General features: G+C 36.1%; 14 protein-coding genes. All 14 read right to left on the reverse strand.

What is annotated here, in order from left to right:
• Window positions 1-53: 53 nt before the first annotated feature.
• The 14 genes from QRD02_RS06135 to QRD02_RS06200 all read right to left on the reverse strand — a co-directional run bounded on the left by QRD02_RS06135 (window position 54) and on the right by QRD02_RS06200 (window position 18,338).
• Entirely contained in the window at window positions 54-1,193 is a 1,140-nt protein-coding gene (locus QRD02_RS06135) for a DegT/DnrJ/EryC1/StrS family aminotransferase (protein ID WP_290254050.1), read from the reverse strand.
• 314 nt (window positions 1,194-1,507) lie between these two features.
• Entirely contained in the window at window positions 1,508-5,845 is a 4,338-nt protein-coding gene (locus QRD02_RS06140) for a carboxypeptidase regulatory-like domain-containing protein (protein WP_290254051.1), read from the reverse strand.
• Window positions 5,846-6,010: 165 nt separating this feature from the next.
• A complete protein-coding gene (locus QRD02_RS06145) occupies window positions 6,011-7,192 on the reverse strand; it encodes a helix-turn-helix domain-containing protein (RefSeq protein WP_290254052.1) in 1,182 nt (393 codons plus the stop codon).
• Between the two features lie 237 nt (window positions 7,193-7,429).
• Window positions 7,430-7,978 (reverse strand): sugar transferase, encoded by a 549-nt coding sequence (locus QRD02_RS06150; protein WP_290254332.1) that lies wholly within the window; start codon window positions 7,976-7,978, stop codon window positions 7,430-7,432.
• A gap of 6 nt (window positions 7,979-7,984) precedes the next feature.
• A complete protein-coding gene (locus tag QRD02_RS06155) occupies window positions 7,985-8,584 on the reverse strand; it encodes an acetyltransferase (protein WP_290254053.1) in 600 nt (199 codons plus the stop codon).
• Window positions 8,585-8,643: 59 nt separating this feature from the next.
• On the reverse strand, window positions 8,644-9,243 hold the full coding sequence (locus tag QRD02_RS06160) for a sugar transferase (RefSeq protein WP_290254054.1): 600 nt from the start codon (window positions 9,241-9,243) through the stop codon (window positions 8,644-8,646).
• Window positions 9,244-9,293: 50 nt separating this feature from the next.
• Complete coding sequence (locus QRD02_RS06165; protein WP_290254055.1) at window positions 9,294-10,460, reverse strand: glycosyltransferase family 4 protein; 1,167 nt, start codon at window positions 10,458-10,460, stop codon at window positions 9,294-9,296.
• On the reverse strand, window positions 10,447-11,538 hold the full coding sequence (locus QRD02_RS06170; protein WP_290254056.1) for a glycosyltransferase: 1,092 nt from the start codon (window positions 11,536-11,538) through the stop codon (window positions 10,447-10,449). The genes QRD02_RS06165 and QRD02_RS06170 overlap by 14 nt, the downstream gene beginning before the upstream one ends.
• The gene (locus QRD02_RS06175) at window positions 11,538-12,419 is read right to left on the reverse strand and encodes a glycosyltransferase family 2 protein (protein ID WP_290254057.1); all 882 of its coding nucleotides are present in this window, start codon (window positions 12,417-12,419) and stop codon (window positions 11,538-11,540) included. The genes QRD02_RS06170 and QRD02_RS06175 overlap by 1 nt, the downstream gene beginning before the upstream one ends.
• On the reverse strand, window positions 12,419-13,510 hold the full coding sequence (locus QRD02_RS06180) for an EpsG family protein (protein ID WP_290254058.1): 1,092 nt from the start codon (window positions 13,508-13,510) through the stop codon (window positions 12,419-12,421). The genes QRD02_RS06175 and QRD02_RS06180 overlap by 1 nt, the downstream gene beginning before the upstream one ends.
• A 6-nt stretch (window positions 13,511-13,516) precedes the next feature.
• A complete protein-coding gene (locus QRD02_RS06185; RefSeq protein ID WP_290254059.1) occupies window positions 13,517-14,611 on the reverse strand; it encodes a glycosyltransferase family 4 protein in 1,095 nt (364 codons plus the stop codon).
• Between the two features lie 12 nt (window positions 14,612-14,623).
• Window positions 14,624-15,835, reverse strand: a complete 1,212-nt coding sequence (locus tag QRD02_RS06190; RefSeq protein ID WP_290254060.1) for a glycosyltransferase — start codon at window positions 15,833-15,835, stop codon at window positions 14,624-14,626.
• A gap of 20 nt (window positions 15,836-15,855) precedes the next feature.
• Window positions 15,856-16,848 (reverse strand): glycosyltransferase family 2 protein, encoded by a 993-nt coding sequence (locus QRD02_RS06195; RefSeq protein ID WP_290254061.1) that lies wholly within the window; start codon window positions 16,846-16,848, stop codon window positions 15,856-15,858.
• Window positions 16,845-18,338: a lipopolysaccharide biosynthesis protein gene (locus QRD02_RS06200; RefSeq protein ID WP_290254063.1), complete on the reverse strand. Its 1,494-nt coding sequence runs from the start codon at window positions 18,336-18,338 to the stop codon at window positions 16,845-16,847. The genes QRD02_RS06195 and QRD02_RS06200 overlap by 4 nt, the downstream gene beginning before the upstream one ends.
• Window positions 18,339-18,565 lie beyond the last annotated feature (227 nt).

The following is an 18,565-nucleotide window of genomic DNA, read 5'->3' on the forward strand; positions in this document are numbered from 1 at the left end:
CAAATGATATTTTAGGTAGCACTTTAATGAAGATTTGGGGCTACAAATATACTTTAAATATCGATGAAACGCATTAAAACATCGTTAATCTTCAACTTATCCTGTTTATTTAAATTAGAACCCGAAGGCAAACAGAGACCAATTTCAAAAAGTTTTTCAGAAATGTTTGAGCCATAATAGGGAACATTTTGAAAAATAGGTTGTAGGTGCATTGGTTTCCATAACGGTCGCGATTCAATATTATTTTCCGCCAAGGCAAATCGAACATTTTCGGCAGAAAAACCACAGTGAGTCTCATCTATAAGAATACAAGATAACCAGTGGTTGGAAAAATAGGCCGAGGATGGTTCAGAAAATACAGTCACACCCTTGGTATCCCTAAAAATTTCCTGGTAAAATTGGTTCATTTGCCTTCTTAATTCCACGTGAGCGTCCAGCACTTCCATTTGCCCGCGTCCAATTCCGGCCGATATGTTGCTGAGCCGGTAATTGTACCCAATCTGGGAATGCTGATAATGCGGGGCATTATCCCTTGCCTGCGTTGCGAGAAATACCGCTTTTTCCTTCAATTGTAAATTTTTAGCCACTAAGGCACCACCGCCTGAGGTAGTAATTATTTTGTTACCATTAAAGGATAGAATGGAAATATCTCCAAAGGTGCCACATTTTTGGTTTTTATAACTGCTTCCCAATGCTTCGGCGCTGTCCTCTACAATCGGGATTTCATACTTATCGGAAATGTTTCTAATTTCCTCTACCTTATAGGGCATGCCGTAAAGATGCACAGCTATAATGGCTTTAGGTTTTTTACCTTTTGAAATTCTATCCTTGATTGCCTCCTCCAAATGACTGGGACAAATGTTCCAAGTATCCGGCTCACTGTCCACGAAAATTGGGGTTGCTCCTTGATATACAATCGGGTTCGCTGAAGCCGAAAAAGTCATGCTCTGGCAAATTACCTCATCTCCTCTCCCAACGCCCAATAAAATTAAGGCCAAATGTAAGGCAGCGGTTCCCGAACTTAGGGCGGCAACATAATTTCCGTTGCCAAGATACTGCTCCAAATCCGTTTCAAACCCAGTTACGTTTGGACCCAGGGGTGCTATCCAATTTGTTTTGAATGCTTCGTTAACAAAAGATTGTTCCGTGCCCCCCATATGTGGGGATGAGAGGTAGATTTTTTCTGATGCCATTGTATTTATTTTTGTAGAGAAAAAAATGCTTTTAAAGAGCCAATTCATTTTCGGTGTAAAGATAGGCCATTACAAATAGTATTTTCACATCTTCGGTGGATCAAGGGAATAATTAAAATTTGTAGTGTAAAACAATCTATTCTCGCTTTTTAACGAAAATTCCGTGGCTGGGAATTAGAATTTGTGTTTTCAACTTGGCTCAGAATGAAAGTATGTTGAAACCGGAGGAGATTATTTTCAATTTTAAAATTAAGCGCAAAAAATAACCGCCCCGTTAAATTCGGGGCGGTTAAGTTTTACATTTAAATGTTCAATTAATAAAAAATCAACTTTTTGGTAGCTGATCCATTTTCCGTTTGAACCTGAATAATATACGTTCCAGCGGCAAAGTCGTGCTCCATTATAGAAGTTCCGGCTTGTTTAACGCCTGTGTATAAAATTCTTCCATTCAAATCATATATGGTCACGGTCGCTTGACTTTCCATTTCGAGTGAAAATCTTCCCGAGGTTGGATTCGGATAAACTAAAAATTCCTTCATTTTATGTTCTTCTGTTCCCAACATAGAAATGATTACCTCGGTCTTTTCCGATGCTCCGGTTTCATATATAGCTTCCACTTCAGCAATGTGACTTCCTGCACTTAGGTCCTCTAGTAAAAATGTTAACTCTGTCACTTCTTCCATTACCAATTCCCCGTCAAGATAAATATTATAGTAAAGGGCATGGTCGTAAGCTCTTTCATAAGTTAAATCATCAATTTTCAATATATAGCTGTCATTGCTCAAATAGTTTATAGCCACATATTTTGTACCCTCAGGCGCATCAAAGGAATATGGAGTCCATGCTTCTGGCACGCTGATTACACCTCCAAAGGCTGTAAAATCTGAAACATCAGTTCCAGTTGTGGAATACAATACCTGCATTTGTTCAGGCATAGCTCCTACCAGAGAGGCCGCGTTAAAGGAAAACTCACCACTTCCGGCCGGAATTATTAACCAATCATTGTTAGCACCATCAGGACCTGCAATTCCAGCCAAAAATCTTCTACCGGAAAACGCATCCATGTCTACTGCAGGGGTGGTTGCATAGGGATTGAAAACCATAAAAGACATCGGATCTCCTGCATTCGGCCATGTGAAATTGTTATAGGTATAGGTCTGAAGCCCATCCAAATCCCTTAAAATATAGTCGCCAATATTTTGACGCTCAAAATCCTCATATTTTTCTACACGATCCAAGTAGCTATTGTGAAGCGTCCAGTCCAGTCTCGCTGAAGATGATCCCACAATAGTCGCGGTCAAGTTGGAAGGCTGTACCTTCAGCAGATTCATCGGTACGGTTAGGCTGCCGTCCTCTTCCACTACAACATCAGAAAGTTCTACCGGCTCATAGTTATCCAATTCTACCCGTAGGTTATAAGTTCCGTTCAATAAATCGGCAATAGTCACAGACCCGGTACTATCCATATTAGCTTCCGCAAAAGCGTCATCATTCCAAATAGAAATATAGGCGCCCTCCGAACTTCCAAAATCCGTATCCAACTCTAATGTAAAATCAAAGAACATATTATGTTCTACCTCATTCGAAATACCCAATTCAGAAATTAAATTATTTTCATAATGTGCCGCAATTCCGTACTCATACATATTCGGTGCCGCATCATTCAACGTAGGGTCGCTATATGTGGTTTCGGTAATGATTGTAGATGTAAGTTCAGTCCAATCATTTGCCGAGGCGGGACTTCTGTAAACCTTATATCCCACAGGGTTAGCGTCCATAGTATTATTGGCAATACCATAAATATTCCAGTTTTTATTGGTGAGGCTCATTGGGGTCCATACGCCATTCTCATACTTCATACTTCCTTTTCTTGAAGGGGCGTTAGGGCCATCATCGAGACCAATAGGATAGGCCCCATATTGACCTGCCAAAAATTCTATTCCTATCCAAAGTTCCTTGTTTACATCAATCAGCAGGGATTCCGTCAGTTCAAAAACGTACCAGTCCTCACCAGGAATGGAAGCAGTCTGTGAATGGATAAGCTCCGCCCCATTTTCCCCTTCAAATATTTTGATGACAACCTCTGCAGTGTTGGCAAAATAAACACGAACATGGGTAAGTTCGGCATCTGCTGTTAGTTGGCTTTGCAAATCTGAGGTTTCAAATCGAATACCTGCAATAAATGGATCACCGCCATTGCCCCAAGAATCTCCGGCCGTGGCAAAAGTGCCCCACCCCAACATGGTTTCATTGTAATGCCCTACAGGTTTTCTCCAGTTTACTTCCCCTACGCCATTGTTATTTACGGCTACCACGTTTCCTGGTTTTGGCGTTGCAAGCTCAAGAATAATCGGATCGAGAGTGTAGTCACCCGCCTCGCTGGTAAATGATATGGTTTGAGTTTCGTAAAGCGGATGCACAACCTCAAGCTCATACTGCTTGTCGGCAAACGCATTCAAGGCAAAGCTTCCCGAAGCATCACTTTGGGTTGTAAATTGGGAGAATCCTGTTAGTATGAGGTTAATTCCTTCAACACCATTTCCGGCGTTATCCACAACTGTTCCTGAAATAACGATAGGAAGGGAATTGTCCAGGGCTGCATCAAGCGTAAGTTGTTCCGAAGGTGCAATGCTGAAGTTTATTTCCAAGGTATTGAAAGTGTCCTTACTAAAAGTGGCCACATAATCCCCGGCCATAAGCGCAGGAATTGTATATGCCCCTGTTTGGTCTGTTGTGGTCGTTTCAGTTTGATATGCTCCGGCGCCATCAGGTGTTATGGTAACTGTTACATCCTCAAGTGGGGAACCATCGGCCGCCAAGGTAACTGTTCCGCTTAGGCTACCATAGTCGGCAACCTTATCTACCACTATGCTAGGAATTGTGGGCACCTCAGTTGTAGACCAAGCGGCGGGCTGCGTTGTAATTAAGCTAAGATCCACAGAGTACCCATTCGCAAAATAGGTTCGCATTCCTTCCACTGGGGTATTAAAAAACTCCCTGGGGTTAACTGAGGGGGGATTATTTATCAGGGGTTTTACAATTGTTATAATTACATTTTCATTGGCGCTGGCATCATAATAAAAAGGTTGATCCAGTTCAATGGAAACTGCATTTCGCCCTGCGGGAAATTCAATATTCCCATCAAACAAAAGCTTTTGGTCCCCAAAATATTCCCAAACGGCATTGTTAAGGGTTGTGCCGAAGATATCTCGGTTTGTAACACTCATATAAATTTTATAGCGGGCGGAGGTAGTAGTTCCAAAATTTCCAAAATAGGAGATGGAAGTAATTAATCCGGTGCTACCAATTTCCTCCGGAGTATAAATACTTTGCGAAATAATGGATGATCTACTAAGCTCAAAAGGCTGATCAGATACAGCATTCCCGCTAGTCACTGAAACTTGGTTCTCTTGTAAGCCAGAATAAGCTGATACCACTGCTGGAATACCTAAATCAACAGCGCTGGTTTGCGCAATTATGGTATAGGTATAAAGGTTTAGAGCCGGGATGTCGGCTTCCGTAAAGGTCGTGTTTGGGTGCATTTCAACCAAGGTTTCCGTTACGCCACCCAGACTGCGCTTTATGGTATAGCCCACAACAGGATCTTGGAGTACGCCGCCATTTGCGCCGTAGTCCACTGCATCCCAAGAAATCACGGTATTTAAACTTGCGTTCTGGGTGAAAGTGATATTTCTTGGTGCTCCTGGAATGGTTTCATATCCAAAATAGGCCACGGGGGTATTATAGGCTATTCCATTCCCAGACGCATTGTAGGGAACCAATCTATGTGTAAAAGATCCTTCTTCTGGGAGAATATCCGTATAGTTCATGGTTTGTCCGGGCGTTCCGGGCAAATCTGCAATTTCAACCAGATTCATTGGATTTGTGCCTCTATAAATCTTTACGCCGGTCATATTGCCGAGTGCGTTTCCATCACGGTCTACCGTTGGATTTATCCAATTCATCACAGCCTTAAACTCAGTATCTATTTCGGCCTCACGTGAAAAGGCTGTTACAGCACCCGGCGCTTGTGGCTCAATATTCGGAACAAATTGGATATCGTCAATCAGCATCATAAATGCCTGCGATACGCAATTAATGGCCAAATGTTTTGCACCTGCGGGGATTATGTATTCAAATTTGGCCCAATTCAACGAAGGCGAAGTAGTGGCCCCTCCATTAAAGAATATAAAATCCTGTGGATCTTGGCCAGTAGTGGAATAGGCTACCTTAAATTTATCGTCTCCGGCAAAATCGGCCGTCATTTTCGCATAAAATGAAAGCACACCTCCTGGGTGATCGGCCAGTTCATCAGAGATAAGCCAGTCGTTTACGGGACCATCATAAGAGGAGATGCTTGCAAAGTATTTTTCGCCGGAATGGGGAACGTAACCTTCCAACACATTTGGCGGATTTGTTTGGGAAGGATTGTAAACAAAAAACCCCAACGGCCCTCCTTTCCCCGGAAAGCTTTGAAAGGGACCATTGGTATTAAAGCCATCAAGATCGAGGGAGGTCCATCCCACAATATTGTTTTGCTCAAAATCAGTATGCGATTCTACATCATCGTTAAAAGGTTGTAGTTGTCCCTGTGCCCAACCCGTAATCGCAAACAGCAGGGCAAACAGGAAAATAGAGTGTTTTTTTTTCATTCTGAAGAAATTTTTAAAAGTGTTTAGTCGCAATCAAGAAGAATGATTGCAGAATTATTTATTCCGCAGCAAACTAATCAGTTTATATCATTTTATACAAATAATATTGCTCCTTTTAGTCCCAAACATATACACGTATTAGTGAAAGCATTAACAATGAATGCTTTATAAATTAAGATGGTTTTTGCGGTAAACTGCCGGAGTCACTTTTTCAATGTCCTTAAAAAAGCGATAAAAGACGGACATGGTCTTAAACCCCGATTCTGCCGCAATGCCTTCAATGGTGAAGTGAAGTAAGGATTCGTCAGCCAGCAGTCGCTTGCTCTCCTCAATGCGCAATTCATTAATATAATTGTAAAAAGTTTTTTCCAAACTTTTATTGAGCACTGTGGAAATGGCATTTCGGCTTTCTGAAATAGCCGCGGCAAGATCGTTCAAACTAAAATTAGGATTTTTATAGGGCTTCTCTTCCCTCATAAAGTTTTCAATTTTGGCAATAATATCCGTGTCCTTTGCCAGATGTTGGCCTTCCGAGGAAGTAATTGTGGGCACAACGGATTGCACGGAAGGCATTTCGGTTTCAACGCTCTCTATAATATTCAATTCGGAAACCGGTTCAGGATTTTTAAAAATTACAGGCGATTTAAAAATCATTAGTGTAATATAGAATATACTTATTGCAATCACGGCGTGATATGCCATGTAGAGTATATAGGGATCCAAATAGGTAATGCGAATGATGGCGGATATTCCACCTATTATAAAAACCAGAGCAAAACTATAGTTGATTACATGCAGCCACTCCAACTTACGGCTTTCTATTTCTGAATATTGCTCCTTGAGCCTTTGGTGGCGTAATTTTAGAATGCGATTGGTCATAATAAAGTAAAACGGCCCCTGCACCATAGCAATATAAGAACAGACTAGCGTACGCGCATGGTACCATTCATGATGCCTCATTTCTGCTATCGAAAAGCCACTGTCCACATAGAGAAATAAGGTAAATATTATAAAGAGATATACTGGCAAAAAATGTAAATGGTCATTTTTTGGAAAACCTTTATGCTCGTAAAACAGAAACTTTACGTATAAATAAATGGGTGGGAATAATAGCAGCGCCAACATGGGGCCGATAAAGGTTGTGACCGTAACGCTAAAAAATGGCCCTTTGTGAATAAAGGCGAAAAACCAATAGCAGGAAAACCCCCAAACCAAAAGTAATAATGCGAGCATGTTATTGGCAAAAGGTTTGTGGTTTGTGTTTAGCAAAAGATATATTCCCGTTACGGCCTGCGAGGCACCAAACAACATTAGGACTGAAAAATAGGATTCAATTACGGATGGCATAGCAAATGGGAGCAATACGCATATGCGTATTTAGATTGCGAATTTAGCTATTACACCTTCGGTTTTCCAAATGATTGTGTTAAATCGTTTATTCGGTTAATCGTTAATTCTGGATTACTGATAGAAGAATGTGTCAATATCTGAATTTGTCAATTTGGAATTCGTAATTCGGGGTTTTGGAACTATTCGCTCTTCGCTAACTCAGTATTAGAATAACAATTTTGAATTTTGAATTTTTCACAACTCACGTTTAAAACAAGCCCATAAAATCCGCAAATCCTCCCAAAAAGAACGCTTGTAATAATATTCGAGATTCATCCGCACCTTATCAGGGAAAATGATGGTGTCGTTATATTCTAATGGATTGCTTTGTGCTGCCAGCAGTGCTTCCTCGTTAAAATATTTAAGGGCAGCCCTGCTGCATAGGCCGGGTTTCAGTTCCAATAATTTTCTTTCTTCCCCTTGCAATTGGTCATAATATCCTGGTAGGTCGGGTCGCGGGCCCACGAAGCTCATCTGCCCCCAGAGAATGTTCAGCAGCTGTGGTAGCTCGTCCAGCTTGGTATTCCTCACAAATCTGCCATACCAAGAAATACTACCGTTGCGTATGTGCATGGTTCTTATCTTATAAATATCAAAAGGTTTTCCAAATTGGCCGATTCTTTTTTGAAGAAAAATACCTTTACTGGTATCTATGTAGGCAAAAAGAATTAAAAGAAGAATTATCCAACCAAATAATAAAAGTGCGATACTTGAGAAAACAATATCGAATAACCTTTTAAAAATCTTCACTTAATCATTTTTATTAATAATTTTTCCGGGATTTCCCACAACCACCGCCCCATCTGGCACATCATTTATTATTACCGCTCCCGCTCCGATAATGGCCCATTTACCAATCTTTATTTCAGGTAAAACAGACGCCCCAATGCCAATATGTGAACCTTCCCCAACAGTGACGCCGCCGGCAAGACTAACATTGGGGGAAATATGGGCGTAATTCTCTATAATACAATCATGCTCTACAACTGCCCCCGAATTTATTATACAATGTTTCCCTATGGTTGCGCATGTATTTACAACTACCTTGGCCATTATCACGGTTCCATCGCCTAATGAGGACCACGAGGAAATACTAGCTGTTTTATGAATCAGCATTCCAAAATTCTTGTTCAGCCTTTCCGAAACTTCCTTTCGATTTTTATTATTACCTATTGAAATTAGCCAAGTTCCCTTCAATCCAAGAACAATAGTAGAATATTCCTGCACCGGGATATGACATACAGCTTCCACTTTGGGATTATCGTCATAAATAATCTCGATACTTACACCTATGGATTCGGCAATGTCGATTACAGATTTACAATGCCCACTGGCGCCAAATAGTATCATTTTCAATGGATTTTATAATTTTTTGAAGTTACGAATATACAAGAAAAATGCTGCGTGCCCTATTTCTTGAAAGGTTCAACCGTAGCTTGCCCCATTTGGGAAATACCTTCTTTTTTAAACACTTTTTCAATTGTTTTCAATAGAATTTTCATATCCAATATGAAAGAAATATTATTAACATACCAAACATCATATTCAAACTTTTGATCCCAACTTATTGCATTACGACCATTTACCTGCGCCCATCCGGTAATTCCTGGCTTTACTTTATGGCGTTGTTTTTGAAAATGGTTGTATAGCGGAAGATATTGGGGCAATAAAGGTCTTGGCCCCACGAAGCTCATATCGCCCTTCAACACATTCAGCAATTGCGGCAACTCATCGAGGGAAGTGGAACGTATAAACTTTCCTAATGCGGTGAGCCGTTGGGAGTCGGGCAATAAATTGCCATTACTATCCTTCTTATCATTCATAGTCTTGAATTTTACTATGGTGAAAATGCGTTCATTTTTGCCGGGCCGTTTTTGAAAGAAAAAAGGGGCTCCTGAATTTTGGATGGCGAGTACAATTGCAACTAAAATTAAAATAGGGCTGGATATCAATAATAAAAGAAGAGCACCGCTAAAATCAAAAAAAGGTTTCAAGAAGCACTGATACATTTATTGGAAATAATTTAGGAACCAAAATTACATAAAAGCATTTATAGCTACTAACTTTTCAAACGATTGTATTCCTCCAAAAGCGCCTGCCAAAATTCTTCCCTTTTATATTTTTCAACAATTGTTTTTCGAGTATTAATTTTTAAGCTCGCATATAGTTGTGGTTCTGTGGCCAAATTTTTCATGGATTCAAACAACTTTTCTCTATTTTTCGGCGGCACTATCAGGCCATTGACTCCATGCGAGATTATTTCATTGCAGCCATTAATGTCAGTTACTATTGATGGCAATCCCATAGCGCCGGCCTGCATTACCACATTGGGGAAACCTTCACGGTAACTTGGAAAAACCAAGGCATCTGCAGTGGCAAAATATGGCCGAACATCCTGCTGATATCCCACAGAGATAATATTGTGGTTGTTTTCTATGGCTTGAAGGGTTTCAGTTTTTAGAGGATCCAATTCCGTTTCCAAAGATCCTACTAGTAAAAGTCTTTGTTTTTTATTCTCTGCTTTTTTCTCTTTATTCTCTATTCTAAAAAAAGCCTCAACCAGCTCATTTATCCCCTTATCACCTACCAGACGGCCTATGAATATAAATACAAAAGCATCTTCTGGAATATTGAGTTCTTGGCGTAGGGTGGTTCTGGTAGTTAGAAAAAGTGAAGGATTGAAATATTGAGTGTCTATGCCATTGCTACTGCCCTGCCCTATTATTTTAAGTTTGGATAGTTTTGTAAAGTTTTCTGAAACTATAAAATCATATAGCCCTTGGGAGTTGGGGTACACTTTGGTGGCAAAGCTATAAGTTTGTTTTTCTACAAAATCCAACAGCTTTCTTTTCTTCCCCGTTGCTTCCATTAACGGAAGGCCTGCTACGGTGTGTAATCTATGGGGAACTCCTGCCAACCAAGCGGCCATCATGCCAACAATACCCGCTTTGGGGGTGTGGGTGTGGACAATGGCAGGTTTTTCTTTCTTTAAATATCGATAAAGCGATATCAGGGCGGTTATATCTGCCAAAGGAGTGATTTTACGAGTCATTTCAACGTGGAAAGTACAATATCCATTTTTCCGACCCAAGATCGCCAAATTTTCTTTTTCTGCAGATATCGCTGTGACCTTGAAATGAGCTTGCATAAACTCTAGTTGTCCTTCCAAAAGTTTTTCGAGGGAGATGGGGACGGTGGTGATGCGGATTAGTTTAGGTTGGGGCATTTAAAACTGTTTTATAAAGTTTTATATATTCTTCTACCATTGTATTAATATCAAAATTTTTTGCTCTATCAAAACAAGCAGAGGCAGTTTTTTGATAAAAATTTGAATCATTCATTAAATTTCTTACTAACCTAGCTAAATCTTTTTCATCACCTTGTTTAAAAAGCAAACCATAACCGTTAACAATCTCTCTAAGACCCGGTACATCTGAGCCAATAAATGGTTTATCTACCGACATCCCCTCTATATTGGATAATGACAATCCTTCATATTTTGATGATAAGACTACTACATCCGCTGTTATTAAAAGTTGAGGAACATCATTTCTATTACCTAAAAAGTTTACACGTTCTTCTAATTCCAAATTTTTCACCAACTCAACACAATCATTTTTTAAATTCCCATCTCCAACTAATAGTAATTTTACATTCAGAGGTAGGAATTTTAAAGATTTTATTAATGTTGCTTGATCCTTTTGCCATCGGAAGCTTGAAACCTGGATCAAAATAAAATCATTTAACGAAAAAAAAACATCCTTAGAATAAGCCACAGCAGTCGCAAAACGATCTATATCTACACCATTATGAATCATTTTAAATTTTGAAGAAGGAAAATTCAAATGTTTCTTTAAATTAAGATCCACTTCCTTAGCAATAGTTACAATTATTGCAAGCTTGCTGTATATAAACTTATCTATAGTCTTCCAAAAAAAAGAACTTCTCCTTCTGTTGTTAGTACTATGTTCGGTATAAATTAACTTTACATTTGAGAAGGAAAGTACCTTTGCCAAAACAACCAAGTACAACGTAGGAAATAAATGTAAGTGTACTATGTCATATTTTTTTAAATACGGAATAATTCTGAAAATTAAAAATGGATTATATATAGAATGTAGCGTAAGTCCCTTTATGCATGCTGTAGAGATCAACTTCAACTCCTCCCAAAAAGAGGTCTTCTTATTACTTAGAAGAAGAACATCGGTCTTCAGCCCTTTTTTTTGATAGATAGGTACACTTTCCATGATTAACTTTTCTGCTCCACCAGTTGAAAGACTATTTATTACTTGTAGGATTCTCATTACCAGGTCATCAGTCGTATATATAAATTTAAGAATACCCCAAAAGGAAATAAAATAATATTCAACCATGCTTTTTTTCCCTTAAAAATAGCACCCATATCATTTGCAAAAATACTGGACGAAACAATATGAATCGAATTTTTTAGGTCTTCCCAAAATGAAGAAGAGTATTTCTTTTGAATATTTCTTGCGTATAAAAAGCCCTTAGGGGATGTTTTATATTGCTTTAATATCGTGCCAGAGGAGCCGTCAACTTGATAATCAACAATGCATAAAATTTCATTCATATATATAAAGTCATAATCATGTCCAATCATTAAATAAAGCACCCCCAAAGGTACAAGCCGTTCATTTGGAAACTCGGGATACTGAGGATATTGTTTGACGATTTCTGTTTTTAATACAATCTTTTTATCACCTGTAACTTTATGCTTCGTATAGAGCTTCTTTAATGCCCCTCTTTTTAAAGTATCTGGTATTTTTGTTCCAATAATATTTCCGTGCACATCAGCATCTAAACCAATAAGCCCTGCAATTTTAGAAGTATCTTCAATAGCATTCCAACGATGGAGTATTTTCTCTAGCCCATCTTTTGGCATATAATCATCTGAATCGATACAAACATTCAATTCAGTTTTGATATTTGCATAGGCCAAATTATGTCCCGTATGCATCCCTCCATTCTCTTTAAATTGATAATGGATTTCTATCTTGGCTTCGCTTATCCATTTTTCAACTAGGTTTCTTGTATTGTCTATTGACCCATCATCTATGAGCATCCATATAAAATCTTTATTTGACTGTTTCAAAAGACTTTTATATAATCTAGGCAATAAATGTGCTCTATTAAATGTAGGAGTAAATACAGTAATTGTTTTCATTAGTTTATCAACAGATTCATTATAAAAGTGAATGAAAAATAAGCGATTAAAACCAATCCTATACGATGATGCTGTCTAGGAATAATCTCCTTTATCAATAATGGATAAATAAGGACCACACCAATCATAAACCATGATAGATAAGCAAAACGATTAGAAAAGTTAGCCCTAATCACCAAAATCCAGAAGGCATTAGAGAATAAATAGGTGTTGTAAAGCCAAAAATAGATTTTATCTTTAAATTTTAGCTTAACAATATAGTACCATCCGGCAAATACTGCCGTAGCACTATACATCAAAAAATCCCAACGAAACCCGGTGAACCTAAAATCATCATTATTTATCTTGCCTTCGGTGAAATAATGGATTCGTTGATCATCAAATCCAATAGACCCGAAGAAATTTTCGAAAAACCCTCCCCCTATTAGTGAAACGGGAATACATAACGCCCAAAAAACAATCATTCTTTTCGGTTGATTATAGAAATTAGCTAGTAAAAATCCAACTGCCGGCAATAACATAGTTTTATGAAAGTTAATAGCCAGAACGATCCATAAAATCTGCCATACTCTTTTTTCTCTTGAAATACCTAATAAAAAAAATGAACCTGCTATACCATTCCGAATTCCATTAGTACCATAGGCCCAGAAAGAAAAGGCTCCAATTAGAAATAAAAAGCCATAGAACCAGTAATCATTAAACCATTTTTTACAGATGAAATATAATGGGATTACATATAACCCTGCGCACAATAGAAAATATACATGAATTGTCATTAATTGTGAGGAGAATTTAGTAAAATTATGAAATAGAATATCTCTTGTGGATGTAATAGGAGCGCCAGTTGAATATATTTTAAAATAATGACTATAGGTACTCATATCACCAAAATAGCGCCCACTAATTGGCCTTAATCCCATATAGAGAATAACAAAAATTAACAACACAGGACCTATTACTTTTATGTACTTTAAAATTTTTACTGAGTTAAGAGGAAGAATTAGAGTATGCAGAAAAGTGACTAGGACTATAAATAATAAACTATAGAAGTAAAAGGGAGTATATAGCTCTATGGGAATAAAGGAATTCATCTATTGTCAAATTAGCTTGTGGAACAGTTCGTCCCATTCCTTTACTATGTTTTCTGGCAGATATCTCTGTACATTTTCCCTTCCCCTAGCACCCATTTCCTTTCGCAAAGTTTGATTTTCTATAAGCGTTATCAGTTTCTCGGCTAGTGATTCTATATTTCCGTTTTTTACGAGATAACCGTCTATTCCATCGTGAATAATATCTGCGGGACCATGTGGACAATTAAAGCTTACACAAGGAATGCCGCAGGCCATAGCTTCAATAATAACCATTCCAAATCCTTCAGACCGAGATGGCAAAACCATTATAGAAGAATTCAAATATTTACTTTTAATATTTTTCACGGGATCATAAAAGTTAACACTCCCAATCAAACCCATCTTCTCTGCTTTTTTTTTAAAAGTATTATTTATATCTGGCATTCCATATATATTCAATGTCCAATCTTTATATACTTCTGCAACCTTTTTCCATGTCAAAAACAATAAATCATATCCTTTATTATAGCTATGACTTCCTACAACAATAATTTTTTTGGTATCCAAAGCTGCAGATTCTTTAGGATAGAAAGAAAGTGCGTTGGGAATGACTGATAAATTATCTCCTTTCCATTCCTTTAGATTACTTTTGGTAAGAACAATAAATTTTTCGAAATTAGTGGCTAAATTTTTCATTAAATTATATTGAAGTTTAGCTTGAAGAAAAAAAAAGATGCCTTTATTTTCTTTATTAAAGTTCAAATTTATGGAAGCATGACGTTCATAAATGATTGGAATCTTTTCTCTTATAATTAACGGAACAAAAAAACCTTTTAAACCATCATCACAGACTGAAATGACATCAGGCTGAACATCCCTCACTATGCTCTTTATTCCTCTTTTATATTCGAATATATTTTCGAAAATACTTCCTCCTACCGGAATACTATACATCTGTATTTTTTTGGAAAAAATATAAAATGGATTTAAGTGATTATTATTTAAACATAATATGCTTACTTCATACCCATAGTGCTCAGCAAGATAGGACGCTTTAATTGAAAGCACTCGCTCTAAACCTCCTGAACCATTTATTCCATTTGTAATATATAGTAGTTTCATGTTATAAATAAACTAATTTTCGTTGATCAAAGCGTATAATTTCTCTACCACTCGCTGGTTGCTATAATCCGTATTTTTCATATTTCCAAGGAGATCCTTTTGTTTTGCTATATCAAAAATAAATTCTGAAATTTCATTTGCGGCTTTTTCATTATCCATTGAAACAATAATACCATCAAAATTTTCGCGCAATTGGGAAGCAGAGGTGGAAAAGCGTGTAATTATCACCAACTTTTGCAAAATTTGAGCTTCTCTCACAGTAACGGCCTTACCTTCATATTTAGAAGGTTGTATGTAAAAATCGCAGGCTTGCATATAGGGATAAGGATTGACTTTTTCACCTAAAAGAAAAAAATGAGAGTGCATTTCTGCCTTTATTATATTATTGTGTATTGTAGTTTTTTCTGGTCCATCCCCAATAACGTACCATTTAATATTCAATCCCATTTCAACCAAGTATTTACAAATGTAGACAGCCTGATCAAAATTTTTTTGTGCAGACAACCTCCCAACAGAACAAAAAATAATCTCAGATACTTCCTTTCTTAATTCTTTTTCAACATTGGCTTCTTGTGCTTGTTTCCTAACCATCTCTGGGGATAATATATTTTCAATTTCAATTATTTTTTGTTCTAATTCTGGCATTACCGATACAAAAGTTTTAGTTACACTTTCAGAAATCGATACAACATAATCGAATTTTCTCCAAATTGGCAGTTCTATTTTTTTATTTAAGTCAATTTTAGAGTAATCGGTATGAATCCACGCTAATTTCTTTTTTGCATCAACTTTATTTAGAACAATATTATGTGGCATTAAAAAACTTATAGCTAAATCATATACTCCATAGGCTTTGAGTGATGGCAAAAATGGTTCAGTATATTTTAAGCTATAAGTCAAGGAGGAAGAATCATCTGTTGATTGATTTTTCTTTTGAAAGATTTTTGTTCTTAGAGCAGCGATGGTTCGCGCAATGCCAATACACCAAAAACCTTCTTTTATCAAATGCTTAACAGGGCGACCGTAAGTGGCATAGTTGTTATTCTCTGGCAATAGATTTACTGATGAAGGGATAAGATTCATAAACGCACCAGAATGTCTGTGCAGAAACAAATCTACTTCGTAACTTTGGTAATCAATACTATTCAATAAGCCTATTAAACTTCGTTCAACCCCACCTATTTCCATGTAATAGGTGCTAATAAATATTCGTTTTTTTACCATTGAAAATCCTCTATTGAAGGTTAGAATTTATTTTTGAAATTTCTAATAAAATCTATCAGGCCCAATACTGTAAGTGGATAATGATTCAAACCCCATTTGATAAGTTTCATCTTTCCCTTACAATCAACCTGTAACGGATAAAGACGATTCTTTTGCAATAAATCAATAATTTTTATAGCCCAAGTTTTTTCATATCTGAAATATACCAAGTGATTAAATATAACATCATGTAGACTTTCAATTTTTTTTTTCAGACCTACCCTTATTTGCTCATCGTTTCCTACATCATTATCCAAAAAATGTTGTAACGATTTTTTTACTTTTATAATAGAAGCAAAATATATATAGCGATTCTTTCCATTTTTTGAATTTGTAAAAGAATTAGGGTGTTGAACATAGTTATAACACCTTACATTCAGAAAAGATATACGTTTTGAATGAAACATTAATTTAGGCAATATTTCCGAGTCTTGCATGTTAATTCTTTCCTTAAAAAAAATTCGATTTTTGTAAAATAAAATTCTCTCAAAAACAAAACTCCATGTATAACTTTTTGAATAATTATTTTTATAAAATTCAGAGCCTGAAATCACTTCTGTTACGTCCGGATTGTTTGCATTATTATTGATTACAGTACCCTGTTCATCCACAATTTTGTAATTCAACATTAAAATATCAAGATTTAAATTCTTCAATGAAAATATAATCTTTGACAAGACCATTGGTTCAATAAAATCATCACCATCAATAAACCAAACGAAACTTCCAGATGCGTGATGTAATGCTTTATTTCTTGCCGAGCCCAAACCACTATTTGCTTGTTCTATTAATATTATATTTCGATAACTTAATTGTATTTCTTTAATTATTGTTGCTGTTTGATCTGTAGATCCATCATTAACACAAATTATTTCAAATTTTTCAGAAGGTAAATCTTGTAATACACAAGACAGGAGACATTTTTTTATATGTTTTTCTACATTATATGCAGCTATCAATAAACTTATTATCATCTTCTCAAACTTATAATCAAAGCCTTCTCATATTTATTAAACACGACTACATAATAGACAATGAAATAAATTATAACATAGGATAAACTTTTTATGACGAAATCCGCCAAATTGTTACTATATGCTATAGAAGAATATATATAATCTAAAATGATAATGATGAAAAATAATGGTAGTATGGCTTTTAAAAAATTGAAATAAAATTTTACCATACCTAATCCCAATACTGCATGGAATATATAATTTAAAGTGATAATGCCTATAAACCAGAGTACACAAATGGATGCAATGACTCCGTTTAGTTGAAAATTTGGATAACTAACATATCCCAATATAGTCCCTAAGGGTATAACAACTAAGTAAATTAGTGTTTTATAATAAATTTTGTTTTTTACTTCTAACAGAGAGGTTGCAAAGGTTTGGGTTAACGGAATAGTATAAGCTAACATTATAATCAAACTTATGTAATAAGCAGGAATATAGGTTTCCCCAAGCCATAAAAGAATAAAATTTTTACCTAAAAGATAAAATCCACCTAAAATAAGAAAAAGAACTATAAATGATATTCTTCCAATCTTTATAAACATATTTGTCAATTCATCGGAATTTTCAGAATTTACTACCATCTTGGTGGCCGTGGGCAGGAATAAAGAAGAAATAGATGAGGAAAAAGCGCCATAATATGTTCCCAACATTATTCCAATAGCATATATTGCAACTTGCTCTGTACCACCTCGAATTCCTACTACAATTTGTCCTCCCTGCCATTGAAATTGACTGATAAGTCCTAATAAAAACATCCACACAGAAAAACTTAATATATTCTTTACTTGAAAGATCTTAAGTTTTGTGAAAACAAAATCTATTTTCAAATACTGCTTCACAAATATAAAGTTGGATATAAAAAATAAAATATTTACTGAAGTATCGATTATTACTAAAGTTACTGCATCTCCATAACTACTCAAAATCACAAAAACTATTATAGCTCTAAGCAGATATTTTACAACTAACACACCCCGAGCATATATAAATCTTTCATATGCATTAGCTACACCTAAGAAAATATTTCCTGGCAATGAAATTGTCAGATTGACTAATAACAAAACAAACATAATTTTTGCTTTGTTAATTTCGATATGATTCATTGATTTATTAAATAATACTTCAATGTTAAAGTACATGAGTATACCTAAAATAACCAGAATCAAGGTTATAAAACTATATAGTTTAACTATCGTTCCTAAAAATTTGGACTGTTCTTCAAATTGATTTTTTGCCCTGTATCTTGCAACAAATCTAATTACTGTATCTCCCAACCCAAAATCTACCAATGTAAAATAAGCAACCAATGAGCCTAATAAACTGTATAGACCATATTCTGCATCTCCTATTGAGGCTATAATAAAGGGTGTTAATAACATACCAATTATGGTTGTTATTATAACATTCAGATATGAAAGTAAAGCTCCTTTTTTTAATTGACTCATTATCTTTATTAAAATCCGAAATTTTTAATGAGAGTAATTAAAATTTCTCTATACCAATCATAAAATAAATTAAATTTTAAAAATTTCTGAAGCTGGAGATAGATTTTAATATTTTAAGCACTATTCTCTGTATCTCTTGTTGATCAAATAGTTTAAAATCATCAATTTTCAAAGCACTAAAATATTCGTCCATGAAGAATTTGAAGATGCAAAGATAAACAACCACG

Source organism: Aequorivita aurantiaca (assembly GCF_030410135.1).
Taxonomy (GTDB): Bacteria; Bacteroidota; Bacteroidia; order Flavobacteriales; family Flavobacteriaceae; genus Aequorivita; species Aequorivita aurantiaca.

Bases quoted from the DNA above. Each gene is read 5' to 3' on its own strand.
- QRD02_RS06135 (WP_290254050.1), bottom strand. From the start codon at position 1,193: ATGGCATCAGAAAAAATCTACCTCTCATCCCCACATATGGGGGGCACG.
- QRD02_RS06140 (WP_290254051.1), bottom strand. From the start codon at position 5,845: ATGAAAAAAAAACACTCTATTTTCCTGTTTGCCCTGCTGTTTGCGATT.
- QRD02_RS06145 (WP_290254052.1), bottom strand. From the start codon at position 7,192: ATGCCATCCGTAATTGAATCCTATTTTTCAGTCCTAATGTTGTTTGGT.
- QRD02_RS06155 (WP_290254053.1), bottom strand. From the start codon at position 8,584: ATGATACTATTTGGCGCCAGTGGGCATTGTAAATCTGTAATCGACATT.
- QRD02_RS06160 (WP_290254054.1), bottom strand. From the start codon at position 9,243: ATGTATCAGTGCTTCTTGAAACCTTTTTTTGATTTTAGCGGTGCTCTT.
- QRD02_RS06165 (WP_290254055.1), bottom strand. From the start codon at position 10,460: ATGCCCCAACCTAAACTAATCCGCATCACCACCGTCCCCATCTCCCTC.
- QRD02_RS06170 (WP_290254056.1), bottom strand. From the start codon at position 11,538: ATGAGAATCCTACAAGTAATAAATAGTCTTTCAACTGGTGGAGCAGAA.
- QRD02_RS06175 (WP_290254057.1), bottom strand. From the start codon at position 12,419: ATGAAAACAATTACTGTATTTACTCCTACATTTAATAGAGCACATTTA.
- QRD02_RS06180 (WP_290254058.1), bottom strand. From the start codon at position 13,510: ATGAATTCCTTTATTCCCATAGAGCTATATACTCCCTTTTACTTCTAT.
- QRD02_RS06185 (WP_290254059.1), bottom strand. From the start codon at position 14,611: ATGAAACTACTATATATTACAAATGGAATAAATGGTTCAGGAGGTTTA.
- QRD02_RS06190 (WP_290254060.1), bottom strand. From the start codon at position 15,835: ATGGTAAAAAAACGAATATTTATTAGCACCTATTACATGGAAATAGGT.
- QRD02_RS06195 (WP_290254061.1), bottom strand. From the start codon at position 16,848: ATGATAATAAGTTTATTGATAGCTGCATATAATGTAGAAAAACATATA.
- QRD02_RS06200 (WP_290254063.1), bottom strand. From the start codon at position 18,338: ATGAGTCAATTAAAAAAAGGAGCTTTACTTTCATATCTGAATGTTATA.